The 21,134-nt window shown below is 68.8% G+C and carries 15 protein-coding genes and 1 tRNA gene; 5 read left to right on the forward strand and 11 right to left on the reverse strand.

What is annotated here, in order from left to right; genetic code table 11:
• Positions 1-4 precede the first annotated feature (4 nt).
• Positions 5-397, reverse strand: coding sequence for a hypothetical protein (locus AC5WAM_RS30935; RefSeq protein ID WP_495519548.1), 393 nt, complete (start codon positions 395-397; stop codon positions 5-7).
• Positions 398-413: 16 nt separating this feature from the next.
• Positions 414-2,210, reverse strand: a complete 1,797-nt coding sequence (locus AC5WAM_RS30940) for a bifunctional metallophosphatase/5'-nucleotidase (protein WP_366790702.1) — start codon at positions 2,208-2,210, stop codon at positions 414-416.
• A 144-nt stretch (positions 2,211-2,354) separates the two neighbouring features.
• On the opposite strand from AC5WAM_RS30940, the gene AC5WAM_RS30945 reads away from it, so the two are divergent.
• Together AC5WAM_RS30945 and pyk are read left to right on the forward strand one after the other, a co-directional pair.
• Positions 2,355-3,059 carry an SIMPL domain-containing protein gene (locus tag AC5WAM_RS30945; RefSeq protein WP_495519549.1) on the forward strand — a complete coding sequence of 235 codons (705 nt, stop codon included), beginning with the start codon at positions 2,355-2,357 and terminating at the stop codon, positions 3,057-3,059.
• Between the two features lie 174 nt (positions 3,060-3,233).
• Complete coding sequence (gene pyk, locus AC5WAM_RS30950) at positions 3,234-4,664, forward strand: pyruvate kinase (RefSeq protein WP_366790700.1); 1,431 nt, start codon at positions 3,234-3,236, stop codon at positions 4,662-4,664.
• Positions 4,665-4,677: 13 nt separating this feature from the next.
• Here the strand turns inward: pyk and AC5WAM_RS30955 are convergent, their stop codons facing one another.
• Together AC5WAM_RS30955 and AC5WAM_RS30960 are read right to left on the reverse strand one after the other, a co-directional pair.
• Entirely contained in the window at positions 4,678-5,466 is a 789-nt protein-coding gene (locus AC5WAM_RS30955) for a helix-turn-helix domain-containing protein (RefSeq protein WP_495519550.1), read from the reverse strand.
• Positions 5,467-5,548: 82 nt separating this feature from the next.
• Positions 5,549-5,631 (reverse strand) — tRNA-Leu (locus AC5WAM_RS30960).
• A 91-nt stretch (positions 5,632-5,722) separates the two neighbouring features.
• On the opposite strand from AC5WAM_RS30960, the gene AC5WAM_RS30965 reads away from it, so the two are divergent.
• Complete coding sequence (locus AC5WAM_RS30965; RefSeq protein WP_138959153.1) at positions 5,723-6,376, forward strand: ANTAR domain-containing response regulator; 654 nt, start codon at positions 5,723-5,725, stop codon at positions 6,374-6,376.
• Between the two features lie 185 nt (positions 6,377-6,561).
• Here AC5WAM_RS30965 and AC5WAM_RS30970 read toward each other — a convergent pair whose 3' ends face one another.
• The 7 genes from AC5WAM_RS30970 to AC5WAM_RS31000 form a co-directional block, all read right to left on the reverse strand.
• Positions 6,562-7,278, reverse strand: coding sequence for an ABC transporter ATP-binding protein (locus tag AC5WAM_RS30970; protein WP_495519551.1), 717 nt, complete (start codon positions 7,276-7,278; stop codon positions 6,562-6,564).
• Positions 7,275-8,201 (reverse strand): ABC transporter ATP-binding protein, encoded by a 927-nt coding sequence (locus AC5WAM_RS30975; protein ID WP_495519552.1) that lies wholly within the window; start codon positions 8,199-8,201, stop codon positions 7,275-7,277. Before AC5WAM_RS30975 ends, AC5WAM_RS30970 begins: the two co-directional genes overlap by 4 nt.
• A 5-nt stretch (positions 8,202-8,206) precedes the next feature.
• On the reverse strand, positions 8,207-10,030 hold the full coding sequence (locus tag AC5WAM_RS30980) for a branched-chain amino acid ABC transporter permease (RefSeq protein ID WP_495519553.1): 1,824 nt from the start codon (positions 10,028-10,030) through the stop codon (positions 8,207-8,209).
• Positions 10,031-10,035: 5 nt separating this feature from the next.
• The gene (locus AC5WAM_RS30985) at positions 10,036-10,965 is read right to left on the reverse strand and encodes a branched-chain amino acid ABC transporter permease (RefSeq protein WP_150510465.1); all 930 of its coding nucleotides are present in this window, start codon (positions 10,963-10,965) and stop codon (positions 10,036-10,038) included.
• A 202-nt stretch (positions 10,966-11,167) separates the two neighbouring features.
• Complete coding sequence (locus AC5WAM_RS30990; protein ID WP_366790695.1) at positions 11,168-12,403, reverse strand: branched-chain amino acid ABC transporter substrate-binding protein; 1,236 nt, start codon at positions 12,401-12,403, stop codon at positions 11,168-11,170.
• 780 nt (positions 12,404-13,183) lie between these two features.
• Positions 13,184-13,657 carry a hotdog fold thioesterase gene (locus AC5WAM_RS30995; RefSeq protein ID WP_366790694.1) on the reverse strand — a complete coding sequence of 158 codons (474 nt, stop codon included), beginning with the start codon at positions 13,655-13,657 and terminating at the stop codon, positions 13,184-13,186.
• A 57-nt stretch (positions 13,658-13,714) separates the two neighbouring features.
• Positions 13,715-15,994, reverse strand: a complete 2,280-nt coding sequence (locus AC5WAM_RS31000; protein WP_366790693.1) for an FdhF/YdeP family oxidoreductase — start codon at positions 15,992-15,994, stop codon at positions 13,715-13,717.
• Positions 15,995-16,178: 184 nt separating this feature from the next.
• Between AC5WAM_RS31000 and polA the strand changes: the two genes are divergently transcribed.
• Entirely contained in the window at positions 16,179-18,908 is a 2,730-nt protein-coding gene (polA, locus tag AC5WAM_RS31005) for a DNA polymerase I (protein WP_495519554.1), read from the forward strand.
• A 288-nt stretch (positions 18,909-19,196) separates the two neighbouring features.
• Positions 19,197-20,981 carry a lytic transglycosylase domain-containing protein gene (locus AC5WAM_RS31010; protein ID WP_366790691.1) on the forward strand — a complete coding sequence of 595 codons (1,785 nt, stop codon included), beginning with the start codon at positions 19,197-19,199 and terminating at the stop codon, positions 20,979-20,981.
• Positions 20,982-21,134 lie beyond the last annotated feature (153 nt).

A 21,134-nucleotide genomic window follows, 5' to 3' on the forward strand; every position in this document is an offset into this window, starting at 1 on the left:
CCCCTCAGCCCCCGGCCACCTCGGCCAGCGCCCCCACCGGCGCCACCACCCGCCCCGACCGCGGACACGACCACACCGCCACACTCCCGACCACCCGCGCACCCAACGGATGACCCTGCGGATGGTCGGGACACTCCGGCCACGTCGCCGGCAACAACAACGCCGCCAACGCCTCCACCGCCCAGTCCCTCACCTGCTCCGCCAACTCCGCCACCTGCTCCGCGGGCCCCACCCCCACAGGCACCGAAACCCCCACCCCCGAACCGTCCGCCTCGTACAGCATCACCAGCGGATCCCCGTCGAAGTCCAACTCCTCACGGACGATCGGCTGCACCGCACACGTGGCCGACAGATCACGCCGCACCACCGCCAGCGCGGCAGCGAGATCCTCATGCATCGCGACAACCCCCACCTCAGAACACCGGAATCCCCGCACGCGTCAACCGCCAGTCCACCCGCGCGAATTCCGCAGGATCCACCGTGCCCTTCGCCTTCACCCACGCGATGATCGTGTTACGGATCTCGTCCGAATGCGCCCACACCTGCTTCGCCCTCGCCACGTGCGGGAAATTGCCACCCCCGCTCGCCCGGTAGTTGTTCACCGCCAACACGAACTCCGCCGCCGGATCCACCGGCCTCCCCTCGAACCGCAACCCCACGATCCGCGAACCCACCGGCTGCGCGATGTCCACGTCGTACGCGACCCCGTACAACGCGTCGTAGTTGTAGTCCGGCACCCCGTCCGCATTCGTCAGCCGCGCCGGATCCACCGGCACGTCCGGCGCCGTCCGCACGTAGTAGCGCGCCGAGAACTCCAGATAGTCCTTCAACTGCGCACCCGTCAGCACACGCGCCTCCAGCGTGTTCTCGAACGGATACAGACCCGCCGCGTCCCGGATCGTCACCTCACCCGCCGGAATGCCCGCCGTACGCGAGAAGCACGACGCCTGCGACACCACCGGAAGCTTCCCGTACGCACCACCCGCCAGCGCCGCCCGCACCGTCTCCGCCTGCACATGACTGATCAGATCAATGATCGGCACGTCCTTGTACGGCCCCTCCGCCGTACTCATCGCCGCCTTCGACGTACCGATGACCTGATTGACATAACCCACGACCTTCCGGTGCTCACCCGCCAAAAGGCGCGTAATGCGCTCGTCCTCCGCCACCGCGTTGGAATTCAGGACCTTCGCCCCCACCTTCTCCACCCGCCAACGCCCCTTCGACCACACCACGTCGAAGTCGAACAACGTCAGCCGCTGCCCCCACTTCAACGGCTCCGAAAGCACCACCTTCCGGCCCGTCGCCTCGTTCTCGACCACATACTCCGGAATCTCCGTGTGCGCGTGCCCCACCAGAATCGCGTCGATCCCCGGCACCTGCCGCGCCACCAACGCCGCCGCGTTCTCCACGTACGGCAACTGATCCCCGTACGACGACGTACCGCTCGACCCCGAATGCGCCGACACGACCACCACGTCCGCACCCATCGAACGCAGCCGCGGCACCCACTTCGCCGCCTGCTCCTCAAGCCCCGGAAACGTCATCTTGCCCTGCACGTGCGCCTTGTCCCAGATCGCGATCCCCGGATTCGTCAGACCGAGCACCGCGACCCGCACATCCCGCCCGTGCGGCGTACGCAACCGATGCATGCTGTACGGCGGAAAAGCAGGCCGCTGCGACTTCGCATCCAACGCGTTCGCCCCGAGCAACGGGAAATCACACTGCTCCTGGAACTTCCGCAACACCGGAATGCCGTAATTGAACTCATGATTCCCGAGCGCCGCCGCGTCATACCCGATCGCGTTCATCGCCCGCGCCATCGGATGCACCGGACCCCGCGCCGCGGTGATCGGATCCACCTTCGCGTAGTAGTACGCCAACTGCGTACCCTGAATCGTGTCACCCGCGTCGATCAGCAGCGTATTGCCACGCCCCTTCTCCGCACGCACCCGCGACACCAACGTCGAGATCTTCGCCAGACCCACATCGTTGTGGTCCCTGTCGTCGAACTCCCGGTCCGTGAAGTAATCCCAGTTGAAGACGTTCCCGTGCAGATCCGTCGTCCCCATCACCGTGAACGAATACCGCCGCGGCTCCTTGCCCGGCCGCGCCGCGGGAACCGCCTCGGCGGACACCGCGGGACCCACGAGCGCCACCCCCGCACCCGCGGCGGAACTACCCAGGAACGACCTTCTGTCGAGCGGCATCGAAACTCCCTCATGAACCTTCGTGATCTACGCGCGCTGACGACGCGCGTAGATTCTGGCTCAGAAGCCCCCCACGACAACACCCCCACGAGGTTTCGATCCGATGACCACCCCGCACCCCGCCCCGGTGCCACAGTGGAACCCATGACCACCCACGAACAGACACCCACCACCCCCTACGGCACCCCCGACGCCCCGCGCGTAGCCGTCCGCGGCGAAGCCCGCCTCGAAGTCGACCCCGAAATCGCCCGCATCGGCATCACCGTCACCGCCCGCGGCACCGACCGCCGCGACGCCCTCACCCACCTCACCCGCCGCAACACCGACGTCATCACCCTCATCAAAACCTACGGCGAAGCCGTCGAACGCATCGAAACAGGCGCCTTCTCCATCACCCCCGAACTCACCAAACGCGGCAAAGGAGAACGCGTCCGCACCTACCACGGCCGCGTCCACATCAGCACCGAACTCACCGACTTCACCGCACTCGGCGAACTCACCACCCGCATCGCCGACCTCGACCTCACCCACGTCGACGGCCCCTACTGGTCCCTGCGCCCCACCTCACCCGCCCACCGCACCGCCCGCCAACAAGCCGTCAAAGAAGCCGTCCAACGCGCCCGCGAATACGCCGAAGCCCTCGGCACCACCCTCGACGCCCTCCTCGAACTCGCCGACATCGGCACCGACCACACCCCCGACTACGCCTACCCCGCACCCCCCGGAATGGCCCGCGCCGCCTTCGCCGGCGGCCCCGAAGCCGCCCCCGCACTCGACCTCGAACCCCAACGCCAGTCCGTCTACGCCCAAGTCAACGCACGCTTCACCATGAACCCACCGCAACTGTGAGCCACCGCACCACCCGCACCCGTCACCCCACACCACCCCATCGACCCTTGAACATGCTCATCAGAGCATGCCCGCGCACACTTCAACAGTTGTCAAAAGCCTTTCACCCAACGGTTGTTGAGTAGTCACGCCCAACCAATCCTCTACCGACCAGTAAGGCCTACTGTCGAAGACATGCGCCGAGCGAAAATCGTTTGCACCCTGGGACCCGCCACCGACACCTACGACCAGATCAAGGCCCTGGTCGAAGCCGGAATGGACGTGGCACGCTTCAACCTCAGCCACGGCAGCTACGCCGACCACGAGGACCGCTACCAGCGCGTGCGCAAGGCCGCCGACGAGACCGGCCGCAGCGTCGGCATCCTCGCCGACCTTCAAGGCCCGAAGATCCGCCTCGGCCGCTTCACCGAAGGCCCCGTACTCCTCGAACGCGGCGACGAGTTCACCATCACCGTCGAACCCGACGTCCCCGGCGACCGCCACATCTGCGGCACCACCTACACCGGCCTCGCCGACGACGTCACCACCGGCGAACGCATCCTCGTCGACGACGGCAAAGTCACCCTCGAAGTCACCGCCGTCGACGGCCCCCGCGTCACCACCACCGTCATCGAAGGCGGCATGGTCTCCGACAACAAGGGCCTCAACCTCCCCGGCGTCGCCGTCTCCGTCCCCGCCCTCTCCGACAAGGACGAAGCCGACCTCCGCTGGGCCCTGCGCACCGGCTTCGACGTCATCGCCCTCTCCTTCGTCCGCAGCGGCCGCGACATCGACGACGTCCACCGCATCATGGACGAGGAGAACCGCCGCCTCCCCGTCATCGCCAAGGTCGAAAAGCCCCAGGCCGTCGACGCCATCGACGACATCGTCGCCGCCTTCGACGGCATCATGGTCGCCCGCGGCGACCTCGGCGTCGAAATGCCCCTGGAACAGGTCCCCATCGTCCAGAAGCGCGCCGTCAAACTCGCCAAGCGCAACGCCAAGCCCGTCATCGTCGCCACCCAGATGCTCGACTCGATGATCGACAACTCCCGGCCGACCCGCGCCGAGGCCAGCGACGTCGCCAACGCGATCATCGACGGCACCGACGCCGTCATGCTCTCCGGCGAGACCAGCGTCGGCAAATACCCCATCGAGACCGTCCGCACCATGGCCCGCATCGTCGAAGCCGCCGAGGAAGACATCCTCGCCAAGGGACTGCCGCCCCTCACCGAACGCAACAAGCCCCGCACCCAGGGCGGCGCCGTCGCCCGCGCCGCCGCCGAAATGGGCGACTTCCTCGGCGCCAAGTTCCTCGTCGCCTTCACCCAGTCCGGCGACACCGTCAAGCGCCTCTCCCGCTACCGCTCCCCGATCCCCCTCCTGGCCTTCACCCCCGACCCGGCCACCCGCTCCCAGCTCAACCTCACCTGGGGCGTGGAGACCTTCCTCGGCCCGCACGTCGACTCCACCGATGCGATGGTCGCCCAGGTCGACGAGCACCTCCTGAAGATCGGCCGCTGCCGACCGGGCGATACGGTCATCATCACGGCGGGCTCCCCGCCCGGAGTCTCCGGCTCCACGAACCTGGTGCGCGTGCACCACATCGGCGAGCCCTCCCGCTGACCCCGGGGCGGGTTCAGTACTTCGGCCCGACGTACGCGTCCATGAGGGCTACGGAGGCCTTGCGGGCGATGGATATGTTGAACGGATCGCTGCCCCGCGCCAGGCTCGTCCACCCGACTCCGACCTTGTCCAAGGTGTCGGTGAAGAGCTTCCGGATGTCGTCGGACTTGTTGGTGAAGAAGTACCGGGGGTACTCATAGCGCTTCCGCTCGCCCGCGACGACCCGGGTGGTCCAGTTCGTGACCCGACACCCGTCGGAGTGGATGAGCCCCCGGATGAATTCCCAGGGGTACGAGTCGACGATGTCCTGTTGCCAGGATTCGAGAGCGATGGTTCGTTCGTGCTTCCTGCCGGGGCCGTGCTGCGGAAACATGCACCACAGGTGGTTCGAATAGACCTTCACGTTGCTGCATCCTGTCCTGCGGACGCGACATACGGAGTTCTGCGGGAACACCGCGCGCATCGCTTGCTCACAGAGGTCCATGAGCCCTGTCCACGATTCGGTGCATGTGATCATGAGGCTGGGAACGCGGTGCCCGGAGTACTGGATGATGTGCCCGTCCCCGAGGTAGAGCCCGAGCAGGTAGGCGTAGGCCGCTTCATCGAGAGCGACGCCATCGCAGTGCGGGCATTTCGGCTCATGCTTTCCGGGACACTCTCCGCGCTTGGCGCGGTCCATGTGCCACCAATAGCCGATCGTGCCGACCGGCACCTTCAGCTGGCGCGCGACGTCGGCGTTCTTGGTTCCGTTACGTAAGAGGGTGAGGGCCTTCTGTCGGACCTCTGTGCTGTGGAAGTTCATACGGCTACTCTGAGCGACCTGCCGTATCTGTGTGCAGCAAAAAGCGGAGGTTCACGAGAATGTGAAACTCCGCTATTTGGAGTGCCGGGTGCGGGATTCGAACCCGCAAGCCCTTTCAGGCAGAGGTGTTTGAGACCTCCGTGTATACCGTTCCACCAACCCGGCTGGTGCTCCCGGAAGCATACCGGTTCACCTCGCAGCGCCGCAGCTAGGTACCCTGACGAGGCAGCGCACCTGCCATGAACGAGGAGCCCCCGTGACCCCGCCCGAGTCGCCCAAGGCCGTAGACGCGTCCGACGACAAGTCGCACGTCCCGCCCCTGACGACCCGCGTCGTCATCGCTGAGGACGAGGCGCTGATCCGTCTCGACCTCAAGGAGATGCTGGAGGAGGAGGGCTACACGGTCGTCGGTGAGGCCGGTGACGGTGAGACCGCGATCGAGCTGGCCCGGGAGCACAAGCCGGACCTGGTGATCCTGGACGTGAAGATGCCCGTCCTGGACGGGATCTCCGCGGCGGAGAAGATCGCGGAGGAGTCGATCGCCCCGGTGCTGATGCTGACGGCGTTCTCGCAGCGGGACCTGGTGGAGCGTGCCCGGGACGCGGGGGCGATGGCGTACCTGGTGAAGCCGTTCAGCAAGAGCGACGTCGTACCGGCGATCGAGATGGCGGTGTCGCGGTTCACGGAGCTGAAGACGCTGGAGAAGGAGGTCGCGGACCTCACGCAGCGCCTGGAGACGCGGAAGCTGGTGGACCGGGCGAAGTCGATCTTGCAGACGGAGTACGGCCTGACGGAGCCCGCGGCGTTCCGGTGGATCCAGAAGACGTCGATGGATCGTCGTCTGTCGATGCAGCAGGTGGCGGAGGCGGTCATCGAGGACGCCGAGGAGAAGAAGGCGTCGAAGGGCTGAGAGCGGCCCCGTAGGGGCGCGGGTCTGTGTCGATGTGCGGCTCGGCCGCGTGGGCGCGACCGGCCCCCGCCGGCGGGAAGCCGGAGAGAAGACCGCAGCGAGGGCGGTCACCCCACACCGGGGTGACCGCCCTCGCTGCGTACGGCCGGGGCCAGGCCTCGCTGCTCGGGGCCCGGGGGCCGGGCTCAGTCCTCGCCGAGGTAGGCCTTGCGGACGGATTCGTCGTGGAGGAGGTCGCGGCCGGTGCCGGAGAGGGCGATGCGGCCGACTTCCATGACGTGTCCGTGGTCGGCGAGGGAGAGCGCGGCTTGGGCGTTCTGTTCGACGAGCAGGATGGTGGTGCCTTGGGCCTTGAGTTCGCTGATGGTCTGCATGATTTTCTGCATCATGATCGGGGAGAGGCCCATGGAGGGTTCGTCGAGCATGAGCAGTTTGGGGCGTGACATGAGGGCGCGGCCCATGGCGAGCATTTGCTGTTCGCCGCCGGAGAGGGTGCCGGCGGCTTGTTTGCGGCGTTCGCCGAGGATGGGGAAGAGTTCGTAGGCGCGTTGGATGTCTTCTTCGATTCCGTCTTTGTCGTCGCGGAGGTAGGCGCCGAGGAGGAGGTTTTCGACGATGGTGAGGCGGGGGAAGATGTGGCGGCCTTCGGGGGAGTGGGCGAGTCCGAGGGCGACGATTTTGTGTGCGGGGATGCCGTGGAGGGGTTGTCCGTCGAAGTTGATTTTTCCGGCGGAGGGTTTGAGGAGGCCGGAGAGGGTGCGCAGGGTGGTGGTTTTGCCTGCGCCGTTGGTGCCGATGAGGGTGACGACTTGGCCGGCTTCGACGGTGAAGGAGATGCCTTTGACGGCTTCGATCTTGCCGTAGGCGACCCTGAGGTCTTCGACCTCCAGTAGTGCGGTCACTTGGCTGTTCCTTCCGGGCCGGTGGCGCGGGGGGCGCTGTCTTCCTCGGTGTGTGGTGGGTCCGGCGGGGTGTCGGTGAGGGGGGTGGTGGCTTGTTGGTGGGCTTCGGCGGCTTCGACTTCGGCTATTTCGGCGGCGCCGGGTGCGCCTTCGAAGGGGGTGCCGAGGTAGGCGGCGATGACGCGTTCGTCGGCCTGGACGGTTTCGGAGGTGCCTTCGACGAGTTTTTCGCCTTGGACGAGGACGGCGACGCGGTCGCAGAGGTTGAAGATGAACCGCATGTCGTGCTCGATGACGAGGATGGCGATGCCTTGGTCGCGGATGGCGAAGACGAGTTCTTCGGCGGCGCGGGTCTCTTGGGGGTTCATGCCCGCGGTGGGTTCGTCCAGGAGGAGCAGTCCGGGTTCGCTGGCCAGGGCGCGTGCGATTTCCAGTTTCCGCTGTTCGCCGTACGGGAGGTTCCTGGAGAGGTGGTCGGCTTTGTGGGCGAGGCCGACGAATTCGAGGAGTTCCATGGCGCGGGCGTGGGATGCGGCTTCGGCCTTTTTGAAGCCGGGGCCGCGGAGGAGTGCGCTCCAGAGTCCTTCTTTGGTGCGGGTGTGGCGTCCGACGAGGACGTTTTCCAGGACGGTCATGTTGGCGAAGAGCCGGATGTTCTGGAAGGTGCGGGCGATGCCTGCGTCGGTGACGAGGTGGGGTTTGGAGGGGAGGACGGTGCCTTGGTAGGCGACGGTGCCTTCGGTGGGGACGTAGAGGCCGGTGAGGCAGTTGAAGAAGGTGGTTTTTCCGGCGCCGTTGGGTCCGATGAGGCCGACGATTTCGCCGCTGTTGACGGTGAGGTCGACGGAGCGTACGGCGGTGAGGCCGCCGAAGCGCATGGTGACGCCGGTGGCTTGGAGGACGGTGGTTGTGGTGGTGGTCATGGTGGTCACGCCCCCGCCTTGCTGACGCCGACGGTGCCTTCGGGGAGTTTTTCCTTGTCGGGTACGTCGAGTTGGTCGGTCTCGTGGTATTCGAGCTGGGCGCGCTTGTTGGCGACGAGGCCTTCGGGGCGGAAGCGCATGAGCAGGATGAGGGCGAGGCCGAAGAGGAGGAGTTGGTAGTCCTCGAGGAATTGGAGTTTGGCGGGGATGAGGTAGAGCAGGGCGGCGCCGATGAGGGGTCCGCTGATGGTGCCCATGCCGCCGAGGATGACGGCGGCGAGGAGGAAGGCGGAGTTGGGTGGGACGGTGTTGGCGAAGAGGTATTGCTCGGGGGTGATGCTGTAGGAGACGTGGGCTTGGACGGTGCCGGCGAATCCGGCGAGGGTGGCGCCGAGGGCGAAGGCGATGAGTTTGACGCGGAAGCCGTTGATGCCCATGGCGGTGGCGGCGGTTTCGTCTTCGCGGATGGCGACCCAGGCGCGGCCGATGCGGGATTCGCCGCTGCGGCGGAAGACGAGGACGACGACGGCGGTGAAGAAGAGCATCAGCAGGTAGTAGTTGGCGGGCCTGCTGAGGGTGAAGCCGAGGATGTCGTGTTCGGTGCCGAGGTCCCAGCCGAGGATTTTGAGGTCGGGGATGTTGGGGATGCCTTGGGCGCCGTTGGTGAGGTCGGGGCCTGCGCTTCCGTTGAGGTTGTTCATGGTGATGCGGAAGATCTCGCCGAAGCCGAGGGTGACGATGGCGAGGTAGTCGCCGCGGAGGCGCAGGGTGGGGGCGCCGATGATGACGCCGAAGGTGAGGGAGACGGCGGCGCCGGTGAGGACGGCGGCCCAGAAGGGGAAGTGGACGTCGAAGGTGGAGGCGGGGGAGCCGGAGACGAGGGCCGCGGTGTAGGCGCCGACGCCGAGGAAGGCGACGTAGCCGAGGTCGAGGAGTCCGGCGAGGCCGACGACGACGTTCAGGCCGAGGGCGACGGTGGCGAAGATGAGGATGTTGACGCCGATGAGGGCGTAGCTGGCGTCGCTCTGGGTGAAGGGGAAGAGTGCGGCGGCGATGATGGCGGCGGTGAGGGTGACGTTGCGGTGTTTGGCGGTGAGGGTGTTGAGGCGGGGGATGAGTCCGGCGCGGTGGAGTGCGGTGGCGCCGAATCCGGCGGTGATGAGGAAGCCGATGAAGAGTTCGGTGTAGGCCTCGATGCCGTAGGCGAGGACGTAGAGGCCGAGGCCGAAGGAGGCGGCGATGATGAGGATTTCGACGGCTTCGGGGAGGGGTTTGGCGCGTGGGGGTGGGGGTGCTTTGAGGCTGTGGCGCAGGCGGTGCCAGGGGTTGGTGGTGTTGTCGGTGTCGGGGGTGTCGGAGGGGAGGCCGAGGGCGCCGATGGTGGCGATGAGGGCGCCGATGCCGGAGACCCAGGCGCCGGGTTCGAGGTTGACGATGCCGCCGAGGTGGTCGGAGATGGCGCCCATGGTGTAGCCGGTGGTGCCGAGGACGCCGAGGGTGAGGAGGAGGGTGGGGCTGTTGGTGCCGCCGGGGAGGAGCCAGTTGAGTCCGCGGATGCGGTGGGCGGCGAGGGTGAAGAGGAGGGTGAGGGCGGCGCCGGTGAGGGTGATGAGTTGGAGGCCGCCGGGGTAGCCGGTGACGGTGAGGTCGCCGGGGAAGTCGTCGGTCCAGGTCCAGGCGAGGAAGGTGCCGATGAGGGCGGTGGCGGAGCCGATGAGGACGAGGAGGCGGGCGAGGGGTTCGGGGAGGGGGAGGGTGGAGATGGGGGCGCCGGTGGGGGTTGTGGCGAGCTGGGGGGTGTCCGGGGTGCTGGGGGTTTTGGTGGTCATGGGTATCACGCCCGATCCGCGACGCGTTCGCCTAGGAGCCCTTGTGGCCTGAGGAGGAGGACGAGGATGAGGAGGGCGAAGGCCCATACGTCCTTCCAGGCGCCGCCGCCGAACTGTTCCATGCCGGGTACGTCGCCCATGTAGCCGGTGGCGAGGGCTTCGGCGACGCCGAGGACGATGCCGCCGAGCATGGCGCCGTAGATGTTGCCGATGCCGCCGAGTACGGCTGCGGTGAAGGCTTTGAGGCCCATGATGAAGCCCATTTTGAAGCCGACTTGGCCGTTGTGGAGGCCGTATCCGACGGCGGCGATGGCGGCGAACGCGGCGCCGATGGCGAAGGCCATGACGATGATGCGGTCGGTGTTGATGCCCATGAGCTTGGCGGTGTCGGGGTCTTGTGCGGTGGCCTGCATGCCGCGTCCGGAGCGGGTCTTGTTGACGTACCAGCCGAGGATGAGCATGCAGGCGGGGGCGGCGATGATGAGGAAGAAGTCGCCGCGTTGGATGTCGGCGCCGAAGACGTGGACGGGGTCGCCGCTGAATTGCGGGAAGGAACGGTCCTTCTTGGCTTCGGGGTACCACTTCCATACGGCTTGCTGGAGCAGGATGGACAGGCCGATGGCGGTGATGAGGGGGGCGAGTCGTGGTGCTCCGCGCAGGGGGCGGTAGGCGAAGCGTTCGGCTGCGGTGCCGACGGCGACGGAGCAGATGATGCCGCCGATGATCATGAGGGGGATCGCGGCGAGCAGCGAGAACCCGTCGGGGAGCCACAGGGAGACGGTGAGGGCGCCGAAGCCGCCGACCATGAAGATCTCGCCGTGGGCGAAGTTGATGAGCTGGACGATTCCGTAGACCATCGTGTAGCCGATCGCGATGAGACCGTACATCGCGCCGAGGATGAGTCCATTGGCCAGCTGTTGCGGCAGTTCGTTCACCGCAGGGCCTCCGTTGGATGGTTCGGATATGGCACCGCGCGGGAGCGCTGGTAGCGCGTCCCGCGCGGTCTTGTGTCAGTGGGGGTGTGCTTTTAGGCAGGCGCGCTGGGGTCCGCTGTGGGGCGTCCGGAAGGGGCGCGGGGAACCGCGTGACCGGCCGCGGACGGCCCGTAGGGGTGGCGCAGCGCGTCCAGCGAGGTGTTTAGCGGGGCTTGTAGGCCGCGCTGAACTTGGATTCCCACTTGTTGTCCTTGCTGACCTGGTAGGCGGTCATCATGGTGTTCGTGGTGTCGCCGTACTGGTCGAAGGAGACTTCGCCGGTGACGCCTTGGAACTTGACCTTGCTCATCGCTTCGAGGACCTTGACGCGGCCGTCGGAGGGGAGTTTTCCGCCGTTGCCTTCGACGGCGAGCTTTACTGCTTCGATGATGGACCAGGTGGCGTCGTAGGTGCCGCCGCCGTAGGTTTCCATGTTCTCTTTGTAGTTCTTGTTGTATTCCTCGATGAACTTCTTGGCGGAGGCCAGTTCCTCGACGGGTTTGCCGACGGAGGTGCCGAGGTCGCCGATGGCCTTCTTGTTGAGCTTGGGGAACTCTTCGCTCTTCATGCCGTCGCCGCCCATGAGGGGGATCTTGGCGCCGGATTCCTTGAGCTGCTGGCTGAGGGGGGCGGCTGCGGGGTATTCGCCGCCGTAGTAGACGGCTTCGGCGCCCTTGCCCTTGACCTGGGAGACGACGGACTTGAAGTCGCGGTCCTCGGGGTTGACGTGGTCCTGGCCGACGATCTTGCCGCCGAGGTCGGTGAAGGTGTCCTTGAAGGAGGCGGCGAGGCCGGCGCCGTAGGTCTTCTGGTCGTCGAGCAGGTAGACCTTCTTGATCTTCGCCTTCTGGAACAGGTACTGGGCGGCGAACTGGCCCTGGACCTGGTCGGTGGTGGCGGTGCGGAAGAAGGTCTTGAACTGGCGCTTGCGGTCGCCCTTCTTCCAGCCGTCGCCCTGGGTGAGCTCGGTGCCGGTGTTGGCGGGCGAGATCTGGGTGAGGTCGGCGTCGTTGAAGGGCTTCTGCATCGACTGGGAGACGCTGGAGTTCAGGGGGCCGACGACGCCGAGGACGTTCTTGTCGCTGATGAACTTCTGGGCGTTCTGGCCGCCGACGGAGGGCTGGGCCTGGTCGTCGAGGGGCTGGAGCTTGAACTCGACCCCGTCGACGGTGTTCTCCTTGTTGGCGGTCTTGACGGCCAGTTCGGCGGAGTTGCGCATGCCGATGCCGAGGGCGGAGAGGTCGCCGGTGAGGGGGGCGTCGAAGCCGATGACGACGGTCTTCTTGCCTCCGCTGCTGCTGTCGTCGTCCTTGTCCTTGTCGCGCGACCCGCAGGCGGTGAGGGTGAGGGCCCCGGTGGTCAACACCGTGGTGAGGATGAGCGCGGAACGGTTTCGCACGAGTGGTCCTTTCCCCAGGCGCGGCCCTCTGCTGAGGTGCCGTGAAGATCGCCGGGCCGTACTGGTGGTGGTACAGGGCCGTGCAATTCAGTTCGCGCCCGGCGGCGCGGTGACTGGCCGTGACTCTAAGGGCGCATTTGATCCTGGAGGAGTGGTCGGACCTAGGCTGTGACGTTCTTGTTATGACACGGAGTATTCCGCGCTGGAACGCAGGGGGTGGTTGTGGCGGAATCTGCACGCTTCGGCGCATCCGGCGCGCGGCAAGGGGCAGGACTGTTTTCCTGTTTTACTCATGACGCCGGTGTTCGGGGGAGTGTGGGGGCCGGGTGTCCCGGAATGATCTCTTACGCGGCCGACGGAGCCATTCGATCTTGATTTCATGATCGCGTCCGGATTACGGAGTGTTACGCGGAAGAAAAGGAGGCGGGCATTCCGTGGCATGTTTCCGCATACGCGAATGTGTGCGGTCAGGAGTGTTTTCGCGGAGCACACCTGTTTTTCCGGTGAAGGCCGAAGCCCTCGCGAGGCGTGGCTGAGCCCGCTGCGCCGCGGCCGCCCGCCCCCAGTGGGAGCAGGCGGCCGAGACGGTCGATCCCGCCGTGACGGAGAGCCGCGAACGGCGGTGCGGGGCACGGTGTTTCAGCCCGTCCGGCGTCTGAGGACGAGGCCGGAGGCCGATGCGGTGACGGACGGGAGAGGAAGGCGCGTCCGCCGACCGGGGGCGGGGCCGGAGGCCGACGAAGGGGCGGGCGGGCGGGGAGAGAAAGACCCCGGCCGGAGTCAGGCCGTGGGCCCGGCCTCGGGGGCGTCACGGAGGAGGCAGGTGAGCCGCGCGCTGCACACCCGCTTCCCGCTCTCCTCGCTGACGACGATCTCGAACGTGGCCGTGGACCGCCCCAGATGCACCGGCGTGGCCACGCCCGTGACGAGCCCGGAGCGCACGCCCCGGTGGTGCGTGCAGTTCAGGTCGACGCCCACGGCGATCTTCCCGCTGCCGCCGTGCAGCATCGCGCCGATGGACCCGAGCGTCTCCGCGAGCACCGCGGACGCGCCGCCGTGCAACAGCCCGTACGGCTGGGTGTTGCCCTCCACGGGCATCGTGCCGACCACGCGCTCGGCGGAGGCCTCCAGGATCTGTACGCCCATGCGGTTGCCGAGGTTCCCGGCGGAGAACAGGGCGCGCAGGTCGACGCCGAGTCCGGCGTACTCGTCGATGACCTCTTGCGGGAACTTCGTTGGCTGCTGCTCGCCCATGGGGCCGGGCTCCGTTCGTCGTCGACGTCTGAAGGACAGCTATGGCTGAGCGAACGCTCAGTCGGTGATCGATTGTTCCAGGCGTACGACGACGGACTTGCTGGCGGGGGTGTTGCTGGTGTCGGCCGTGGCGTCCAGCGGTACGAGGACGTTGGTCTCCGGGTAGTACGCCGCCGCGCAGCCGCGGGCCGTGGGGTAGTGCACGACGCGGAAGCCGGGCGCGCGCCGCTCCACGCCGTCCTGCCACTCGCTGACGAGGTCCACGTACGCGCCGTCGGCGACGCCGAGTTCCCGGGCGTCGGCGGCGTTGACGAGGACGACGCGGCGGCCGTTCTTGATGCCGCGGTAGCGGTCGTCGAGGCCGTAGATCGTGGTGTTGTACTGGTCGTGGGAGCGCAACGTCTGGAGCAGCAGACGGCCCTCGGGCAGGGCCGGGTACTCGACGGGCGCGGCGGTGAAGTTGGCCTTGCCGGTGGCGGTGGGGAAGCGGCGCTCGTCGCGCGGGGCGTGCGGCAGGGTGAAGCCGCCGGGGCGGGCCACGCGCGCGTTGAAGTCCTCGAAGCCGGGGATGACGCGGGCGATGCGGTCGCGGACGGCGGCGTAGTCCTTCTCGAACTCCTCCCAGGGCGTGGCCGACGCGGGGCCGAGGGTGCGGCGTGCCAGGCGGCACACGATGGCGGGCTCCGACAGGAGGTCGGGGCCCGCGGGCTTGAGGCGGCCGCGGGAGGCGTGGACCATGCCCATGGAGTCCTCGACGGTCACGAACTGTTCGCCGCTGCCCTGGAGGTCGCGCTCGGTGCGGCCGAGCGTCGGCAGGATCAGGGCGCGTGCGCCGGTGACGACGTGCGAGCGGTTGAGTTTGGTGGAGACGTGCACGGTCAGGCGGGCGCGCCGCATGGCCGCTTCGGTGACGTCGGTGTCGGGCGACGCGGAGACGAAGTTGCCGCCCATGGCGAAGAACACCTTCGCGTCGCCGTCGCGCAGCGCGCGGATGGCGCGGACGACGTCGAGGCCGTGGTGGCGCGGCGGCGCGAAGCCGAACTCCTTCTCCAGGGCGTCGAGGAAGGCGGGCGCGGGCCGTTCGAAGATGCCCATCGTGCGGTCGCCCTGCACGTTGGAGTGGCCGCGGACGGGGCAGACGCCGGCGCCGGGGCGGCCGATGTTGCCGCGCAGGAGCAGGAAGTTGACGACCTCGCGGATGGTGGGCACGGCGTGCTTGTGCTGGGTCAGGCCCATCGCCCAGCACACGACGGTCCGTTCGGAGGCGAGGACCATGCGCAGCGCCCGCTCGATGTCGGCGCGCTCCAGGCCGGTGGCGGCGAGCGTCTCGTCCCAGTCGGCGGCGCGCGCGGCGGCGGCGAAGTCCTCGTAGCCGTGGGTGTGTTCGCGGACGAAGGCCTCGTCGACGGCGCCTTCGGTCTCCAGGACGAGCTTGTTGAGGAGGCGGAAGAGGGCCTGGTCGCCGCCGAGGCGGATCTGGAGGAACAGGTCGGTGAGGGCGGTGCCCTTGAGCATGCCCTGGGGGGTCTGGGGGTTCTTGAAGCGCTCCAGGCCCGCTTCGGGCAGCGGGTTCACCGTGATGATCTTCGCGCCGCCCTGCTTGGCCTTCTCCAGGGCGGAGAGCATGCGGGGGTGGTTGGTGCCGGGATTCTGCCCGGCGACGATGATCAGGTCCGCTTTGTAGAGGTCTTCCAGGAGGACGCTGCCCTTGCCGATGCCGATCGTCTCGGTCAGCGCGGAGCCCGACGACTCGTGGCACATGTTCGAGCAGTCGGGGAGGTTGTTCGTGCCGAGTTCGCGGGCGAACAGCTGGTAGAGGAACGCCGCTTCGTTGCTGGTGCGGCCGGAGGTGTAGAAGACCGCCTCGTCGGGGGAGTCGAGCGCGGTGAGTTCCTCGGCGATGATGTCGAAGGCGCGCTCCCACGGCACGGCTTCGTAGTGGTCCGCGCCGTCGGCCAGGTACATGGGGTGGGTGAGGCGGCCCTGCTGGCCCAGCCAGTACCCGCTGCGGGTGGCGAGGTCGGCGACGGGGTGCGCGGCGAAGAAGTCGGGGGTGACGCGGCGCAGGGTGGCTTCCTCGGCGACCGCCTTCGCGCCGTTCTCGCAGAACTCGGCCTTGTGGCGGTGGTCCGGCTCGGGCCAGGCGCAGCCGGGGCAGTCGAAGCCGTTCTTCTGGTTGACGCGCAGCAGGGTGAGGGCGGTACGCCGCACGCCCATCTGCTGCTGTGCGATCCGCAGGGTGTGGCCGATGGCGGGGAGGCCGGCGGCGGCGTGCTGTGCTTCCGCGACCTGCGGGGCGTCCTGGACCGGGTCACCTTGGGGCGGCTTCGTCGCCATGGCCTGCTCCTCTTCGAGCGCATGTGCGTGCGGTGTGGCTCCGATCCTCCCACGGGACGCCTGCGCCGCCGGTGCGCGGGGGCGACCTGGGGAGGTGTCCTCGGGCGCGGGCGGGTCCGACACCGGGGGCGGTCGGCGGCCGGGGCGGGGCCGAGTGTCAGTGGGGCGTGGCAGGATCGGGGGCGTGGCAGAGAAAGCATCGAAGAAGACCGAGAAGACGACCGCCGGCGATCGGCCGCGCCTGCTCCTGATGGACGGGCACTCCCTGGCCTACCGGGCGTTCTTCGCGCTGCCCGCGGAGAACTTCACGACGGCGACGGGCCAGCCGACGAACGCGATCTACGGCTTCGCGTCGATGCTGGCGAACACCCTGCGTGACGAGGCGCCCACGCACTTCGCGGTCGCGTTCGACGTGTCGCGCAAGACGTGGCGCTCGCAGGAGTTCGCGGAGTACAAGGCGAACCGTTCGAAGACCCCGGACGAGTTCAAGGGCCAGGTCGAGCTGATCGGCGAGCTGCTCGACGCGATGGGCGCGGTGCGCTTCGCGGTGGACGGCTTCGAGGCGGACGACGTCATCGCGACGCTCGCCACGCAGGCCGAGGCGGCGGGCTTCGAGGTCCTCATCGTCACGGGCGACCGGGACTCCTTCCAGCTGATCACCGAGCACGTGACGGTGCTGTATCCGACGAAGGGCGTCTCGGAGCTGACCCGCTTCACCCCGGACAAGGTCCAGGAGAAGTACGGCCTCACCCCGAGCCAGTACCCGGACTTCGCGGCGCTGCGCGGCGACCCCTCGGACAACCTCCCGGGCATCCCCGGCGTCGGCGAGAAGACGGCCGCGAAGTGGATCAACCAGTTCGGTTCCTTCGCGGAGCTCGTGGAGCGCGCCGACGAGGTCAAGGGCAAGGCCGGGCAGAACTTCCGCGACCACCTGGAGGCCGTGAAGCTGAACCGCCGGCTCACGGAGATGGTGCGGGACGTCGAGCTGTCCCGGACGGTCGACGAGCTGGAGCGCGCTCCGTACGACCGCAAGGCCGTCGCGATGGTCCTGGACACCCTGGAGATCCGCAATCCGTCGCTGCGGGAGCGGCTGCTCGCGGTGGACCCGGGCGCGGAGGAGGCCGAGCAGGCCCCTGTCGCCGAGGGCGTCGCGGTGGACGGGGTGGTCCTCGGCACGGGCGAGGTGGCGCCGTGGCTCGCCGAGCACGGCAAGGCCGTCCTCGGTCTGGCGACGGTCGACTCCTGGTCGCTCGGTACGGGTTCGGTCACCGAGGTGGCGCTGGCCGCGGCCGCGGGGGCTGCCGCCTGGTTCGACCCGGCGCAGCTGGACGAGGCCGACGAGAAGGCGTTCGCGTCCTGGCTGGCCGACGCCGACAAGCCGAAGGTGCTGAACAACGCGAAGGGGGTGATGCGCGTCTTCGCCGAGCACGGCTGGACCGTCGAGGGCGTCACCATGGACACCGCGCTCGCCGCGTATCTGGTGAAGCCGGGCCGCCGCTCCTTCGACCTGGAGGCGCTCGCGCTGGAGTATCTGGGCCGTGAGCTGGCGCCCGCCGCCGAGTCCGACGGCCAGCTGGCCTTCGGCACGGAGGACGACGAGCAGGCCGGTGCCGAGGCCCTGATGGTGCAGGCCCGCACGATCCTGGACCTGGGCGCGGCGTTCGGCGAGAAGCTGCCGGAGGTCGGCGCGGCCGGGCTGCTCACCGATGTGGAGCTGCCGACGTCCGCGCTCCTGGCCCGCCTGGAGCGGCACGGCATCGCGGCGGACCGCGCGCATCTGGAGTCCATGGAGCAGCAGTTCGCGGGCGCCGTGCAGCAGGCGGTGAAGGAGGCGCACGCGGCGGCGGGCCACGAGTTCAACCTGGGCTCGCCCAAGCAGCTCCAGGAGGTCCTCTTCGGCGAGCTGGCCCTGCCCAAGACGAAGAAGACGAAGACCGGGTACACCACGGACGCCGACGCGCTCGCCTGGCTCGCCGCCCAGACGGACAACGAGCTGCCGGTCATCATGCTCCGCCACCGCGAGCAGGCGAAGCTGCGCGTCACCGTCGAGGGCCTGGTCAAGACGATCGCCGCGGACGGCCGCATCCACACGACGTACAACCAGACGGTGGCCGCCACCGGCCGTCTTTCGTCGACGGAGCCGAATCTGCAGAACATCCCGGTGCGCACGGACGAGGGCCGGGCGATCCGCCGCGGCTTCGTCGTCGGCGCGGGCTTCGAGTCCCTGATGACGGCGGACTACAGCCAGATCGAGCTGCGCGTGATGGCGCACCTGTCGGAGGACGAGGGCCTCATCGAGGCGTTCACGTCCGGCGAGGACCTGCACACGACGGTCGCCTCGCAGGTGTTCGGCGTGGCGGGCGCGGACGTGGACGCGGAGATGCGCCGCAAGATCAAGGCGATGTCGTACGGCCTGGCGTACGGCCTGTCGGCGTTCGGCCTCTCCCAGCAGCTGAACATCGAGGCGGCGGAGGCCCGCGCCCTGATGGACACGTACTTCGAGCGGTTCGGCGGGGTGCGCGACTATCTGCGCCGGGTCGTCGACGACGCCCGCGCCACGGGGTACACGGAGACGATGCTGGGCCGCCGCCGCTATCTGCCGGACCTCAACAGCGACAACCGGCAGCGCCGCGAGATGGCCGAGCGGATGGCGTTGAACGCGCCGATCCAGGGCACCGCGGCCGACATCGTCAAGGTCGCGATGCTGAACGTGGACCGGGCGCTGACCCAGGCGGAGCTGACCTCGCGGATGCTGCTCCAGGTCCACGACGAAATCGTCCTGGAGATCGCTCCGGGCGAGCGGGAGGCCGTCGAGGAGCTCGTGCGCCGCGAGATGGCCGGGGCGGTGTCGCTGCGCGCGCCGCTCGACGTGTCGGTGGGCGTGGGCCCCGACTGGGAGTCGGCCGCGCACTAGCCTCCGGGCCGGGGGGCCGAGATGCCCGGCCCCCCGGCCCTCCGAAGGGGCGCGGGGAACTGCGCGACCAGCCACAGCCGACCTGCTGACGCCCGACAGAGGTGAACGGCGCACGGCGGGCAGGCAAACCGGCACAGGGCCGTGACTGGCCAATCAGACAAAATCGGACGCGAACAGGTGTCTCGGCTCCGAGAGTTGTCGTAGTGTCGCCTGAGCCGTCCCCCGAGGGTGCGCGCGTGGGCGACGGGACGGCACGAGCACGTCGTCAAAGGGGAGGGATTCACGGACATGGCGCCGGTATTCGGCAAGCGGCTGCGCAAGGCGACGGTGACCACCGCGGTCGCCGCCGCGGCGGTGGCGGCCCTGGCCGCCTCGCAGGCCCCGGGCGTGGCGACGACGGACCAGCCGCGTGACGAATGGGCCGCCGACTCCGCGCCGCCTCCGGACGGCGACTCCGCTACCGGCGACTCGCCGTACTACACGGACCTGCCGCCCCTCCAAAGCCCGGTGCCGCCCAGCGGCAAGCCCGGCGGCGGCGCCAAGGGCGACGCGGAGGCCGGCCTGCCCGCCACGGTCCTGGACGCGTACAAGAAGGCCGAGTCGGCCGTGCGCACGGCGAAGCCCGGCTGCAACCTCCCCTGGCAGCTGCTCGCCGCGATCGGCAAGGTCGAGTCGGGCCAGGCCCGCGGCGGCCGCGTCGACGACGACGGCACGACCCTCACGCCGATCCTCGGCCCGGTCCTCGACGGCAACGGCTTCGCGAAGATCACGGACACCGACGGCGGCGCCTTCGACGGCGACACCACGCACGACCGTGCCGTCGGCCCCATGCAGTTCATCCCCTCGACCTGGGCGTCCTCCGGCAAGGACGGCAACGGCGACGGCAAGAAGGACCCGAACAACATCTACGACGCCGCGCTCGCCGCCGCGCACTACCTGTGCGGGAACGACCGCGACCTCGCCGTCAAGGACGACCTGCACGCCGCGATCCTCAGCTACAACCGGTCCACGGAGTATCTGAACACGGTCCTGTCGTGGCTGGAGTACTACCGCAAGGGCACCCACGAGATCCCCGACGGCACCGGTCAGCTGCCGGGCGACCGCAGCGACAACGACCAGCCGCGACGGCCCGGCCCGACCACGCCGTCCTCCCCGCGCCCCGGCACCACCCCGGTGGAGCGCGAGGGCACGTACACCCCGCCGCCCAGCGGCGGCAAGCCGGGCGACGGCGGCGACGGCTCGCACAAGCCGCGGCCGCCCAAGCCCAGGCCCAAGCCGCCGTCCCCGCAGGAGCAGGTCTACGCGCTGAAGAACATCGGCCCGGCCGAGCTCACCGCGACGGCGGGCGACGCCTTCGCCGAGCGCGTGCGGGTGTACGCCCAGACCGGCTCGGGCCGCGCGGTGGCCAAGGTGAAGATCCGGTTCACGATCAGCGGCAAGACGGACACGCGCTTCGAGGGCGGCGACCGCAGCGTCACCGTCGCCACGGACTCCCGGGGCGACGCCGTCTCGCCGAAGCTGCGGGCGGGCGAGACGACGGGTGGCTTCACCGTCCGCGCGCTGGTGGTGGGCCGCACCATCGACCCGGTCAAGGTGTCGGGCACCGTCACCGCCCGCAAGGCCGACAAGGTCGTGCGCACCAGCGACAGGCCGCTGACGTGCGTGGCGGGGCAGGCCTTCGCCGAGCGCGTCGAGGTCAAGGCGACGTACAAGAACAAGCCCGCGGCCGGTGTCGCCGCCACCGCCACGATGATCAAGTCCAAGGAGAGCCCGGTCGTCGCCGACAAGGGCCCCTACTTCAAGGACGCCGACGGCAAGCCGGTGCGCACCCTCAAGGGCCTCACGACGGACGCCGACGGCAAGCTGCTGCTGCCGAAGATGTACGCCGACGACGCGGCGGGCACGTATCTGCTGCGCATCGTCACCCAGGGCGGCGGCACGCTCCTCGTCGAGCTGGAGGTGACGGCGCCCGCCACCGAGGAGCCCGAGGAGCCGGGCGAGCCGTCGTCGACCCCGTCGGGGACCGCGTCGCCGTCCGCGTCCACGTCGGCATCGGCGTCGCCGCGCACCTGACCGGCCCGCCCGGCACCCGCACCACCGAGACCGCCCCCGCGCCCCGCACGGCGCGGGGGCGGCCCGCGTTCACCGCAGCCCGCAGCCCGCAGCCCGCAGCCCGCAGCCCGCAGCCCGCAGCCCGCAGCCCGCAGCCCGCAGTCCGTCTCCGCG

Source organism: Streptomyces sp. JLYT201 (assembly GCF_059448825.1).